1 protein-coding gene and 1 pseudogene are annotated in these 3,395 nt (G+C 76.4%); both read left to right on the top strand.

Annotated elements, in window-relative coordinates; all coding sequences use genetic code 11:
- Nucleotides 1-1,239 (top strand): annotated as a pseudogene (locus tag ACOV8S_RS11405) (DUF58 domain-containing protein); the annotation flags it as partial.
- A partial coding sequence (locus tag ACOV8S_RS11400) for a transglutaminase family protein (RefSeq protein WP_448317663.1) occupies nucleotides 1,236-3,395 on the top strand: 2,160 nt, incomplete at its 3' end. The pseudogene ACOV8S_RS11405 and the gene ACOV8S_RS11400, both read left to right, overlap by 4 nt.

Here is a 3,395-nt window from a genome sequence, read left to right as displayed (position 1 = left end):
GGTGTGCGCATACGTGCTGGGGCAGCAGGACCTGCTGCGGGTGGGGCTGCTGCTGGCGGCGCTGCCGCTGCTGTGCGCCGTCGCGGTGCACCGGACCCGGCACCGGGTGACGTCCTCGCGCACGCTGACGCCGGCGCGGGTGCCGACGGGCGCCGAGGCGCGGGTGCGGCTGCGGGTGGACAACGTCTCCCGGCTGCCCACCGGGCTGCTGATGCTGCAGGACCGGGTGCCGTACATGCTGGGGCCGCGGCCCCGCTTCGTGCTGGACCGCGTCGAGCCGGGCGGGCAGCGTGAGGTGTCCTACCGGGTCCGCCCCGACTGCGGGGCCGGTACCCGCTGGGTCCCCTGGAGCTGCGGCTGGCGGACCCGTTCGGGATGTGCGAGCTGACCCGTTCGTTCGCCGCGCACGACATGCTGACGGTGGTGCCGCAGGTGGAGGCGCTGCCGCCGGTGCGGCTGGGCCGGGGTGCCCAGGGGTTCGGCGACGGGCGGCAGCGTTCCATGGCGGTGGGCGGCGAGGACGACGTGCTGCCGCGCGGTTACCGGTACGGCGACGACCTGCGCCGGGTCCACTGGCGGTCCACCGCGCGGTACGGCGAGCTGATGGTCCGGCGGGAGGAGCAGCCGCACCGCGCACGGTGCACGGTGCTGCTGGACACCCGGCGGGAGGCCTTTCGGGGCGCGGGGCCCGGCTCGGCGTTCGAGTGGTCGGTGTCCGGCGCGGCCTCGGTGCTCACGCACATGCTGCAGCGGGGGTACTCGGTGCGGCTGCTGACCGACACCGGAACCCTGGTGCCCGGCGAGGCGGGGGCCTCCTTCGGGGGCGCCGGCGTCGAGACGGCCGAGGCGGCGGGACTGCTGATGGACACCCTGTCGGTGATCGGCCACTCCGACGGCGAGGGGCTGACGGCGGCGCAGGAGGTGCTGCGCCGCGGCGGCGAGGGGCTGCTGGTGGCCTTCCTGGGCGCGCTCGACGAGGAACAGGCGCGCACTGTCGCCCGGATGCGGCACCGCACCGGCGGCGCGCTCGCCTTCCTCCCGGAGGACGACGAGGAGGACGCGGAGCCGGACTTCCCGGTGGACGCCGGGGCGGTGGCCGCCGCCCCGGACACCGAGCGGGTGCTGCGCGAGGCGGGCTGGACGGTGGTGCGGGCGCCGCGCGGGGCCTCCATGGCGGCCGTGTGGCGGCAGGCCGACCAGCAGCGGACGGGTCTCGTGGACGGCGGTGAGCGGCGATGAGCGTGCGGACGAGGACGACGTTGGCCGCCGCGGCGGCGACGCTGCTCACGGCGCTGGCGCTGATACCGCTGACCGAGGAGGGCACCTGGTACGCCAAGGCCGTCGTCGCGGTCGCCCTGCTGGCGGGGGTGGGCGCGACGGCCCGGCGGTTCTCCGCGCCCCGGCCGACGGTCGTCCTCGTCGAACTGATGCTCTCACTGGGCCTGTTGTCGTTGCTCTTCGCCCGGGAGCACGCGGTGGCCCAGTTGTTCCCCGGCCCCGGGGCGGTGACCCGCCTGGTGGTCCTGGCGCGGCAGGGGCTGGCGGACGTCACCGAGTACGCGAATCCGGCGCCGCTGACTCCCGGCATCTCGCTGCTGCTGGTCGGCGGCGTGCTGCTGATCGCGGTGCTGGTGGACACCCTGGCGGTGACCTACGCGCTGGCCGCACCGGCCGGGCTGCCCTTGCTGGCGCTGTACTCGGTGGCCGCGGGCCTCGCCGAGGAGGGCGGCGCGGGGGCGTTCGCGTTCGGCGCTGCGGCCGTCGGCTACCTGACGCTGCTCCTGGCCGACGGCCGGGAGCGGCTCACCCGGTGGGGCCGCACCTTCGGCGGTCCCCCGGGGGTTGCCGCGGGCCGCGGGCAGCGCCCGGGACCGGGGAGAGGGCAGCGGACCGGGCGCCGGATCGGGGCGGCCGCGCTGGGGGTGGCGCTGCTGGCTCCGGCAGCCCTGCCCTCGCTGGGCCCCAGCCTGTTGGGCGGCCTCGGCTCGGGCAGCGGCTCGGGGGCCGGTGGGCGCGGCACCGGCAACTCGGTGGACCTGCTGGTCGCGCTGCGCGACAACCTCAACGACTCCGACGACCGCACGGTGCTGACGGTGCGCACCACCTCCCGGCGCACCAGCGACATGTACCTGCGGATCGCCTCGCTGGACGAGTTCGACGGCACCACCTGGAAGGCCTCGCCGCGGCGGACCGTGCCGCTCCCGCCGCGCTTCCCCGACCCGCCGGGCCTGGGCCGACAGGTGCTGCGCAAGGAGGTGACCAGCCGGATCACGGCCGCCGACTGGTACGAGCAGCGGCACCTGCCGATGCCCTACCCGGCCACCTGGGCCGAGGCGCTCGGCCAGTGGCGGCTCGACCCGCTGAGCCTGACCGTCAGCGGCGACGGCGGCGCCACCACGGAGGGCGAGACCTGGGAGGTCTCCAGCCTGGAGGTCCTGCCGACGCGGGAACAGCTGGCCTCCGCACCCGCGCCGGGCCCCGAGCTGCGCAACTTCACCGACCTCCCGTCGTCCCTGCCCGACGGGGTCGGCGAGACGGCGCGCGCGGTCACCGAGGACGCGGGCAACGCCTACGAGCAGGCGGTGGCGCTGCAGGACTGGTTCTCGGTCACCGGGGGCTTCACCTACGACACCGAGGTCGAGGTGGGCGAGGACCCGGACGCGATCGCCCGGTTCCTGGACGCCCGTCAGGGCTTCTGCGTCCACTTCTCCTTCGCGATGGCGGCCATGGCGCGTTCGCTGGGCATACCGGCCCGGGTCGCGGTCGGTTTCGCCCCGGGCGCCGAGCGGGGCGACGGAAGCGTGGAGGTGAACCTCCAGGACGCGCACGCCTGGCCGGAGCTGTACTTCGAGGGCGTGGGGTGGACCCGGTTCGAGCCCACGCCGACGCGTGGCACGGTCCCGGAGTACACCCGGCCGGAGACCACGCCGGGCGGTGCGACGCCGACGCCCTCGGCGGCTCCCGAGGACGACGAGCTGACGGCGCCCAGGCCGAAGCCGTCCAGCAGCGCGAGCTGCACGCCGGAGCTGCGGCGTCTGGACGCGTGCCCGGACGAGGACGAGCCGGCGGCGGCCGCCGGCGGTGGCGGGCCCCGGTGGCCGCAGGTCCTGCTGTGGTCGCTGCTCGCCGTGGTCGTCGTGCTGCTGCCGCTGTCACCGATGCTGTGGCGCAGGCGGGTACGCGGGCGACGGCTCGGCACCCCGCCCCGGGACGAGGCGGACGTGGCCGCTCACACGCTGCGGTTGTGGCGCGAGGTCACGGACACCGCCTGGGACCTCGGCACCGTCCCGGACGGCTCGCTCACGCCGCGCCGGGCGGCGGAGCGCGTCGCGCGGACCGGCGGGTTGGACGGGCCGAGGACGGACGCGGTGCACCGGCTGGCGACCGCGGTCGAG

This window comes from Streptomyces sp. CO7 (assembly GCF_053474865.1).
The sequence above is the reverse complement of the archived record's forward strand: the minus strand, read 5'-3'. Positions and strand labels throughout refer to the sequence as shown.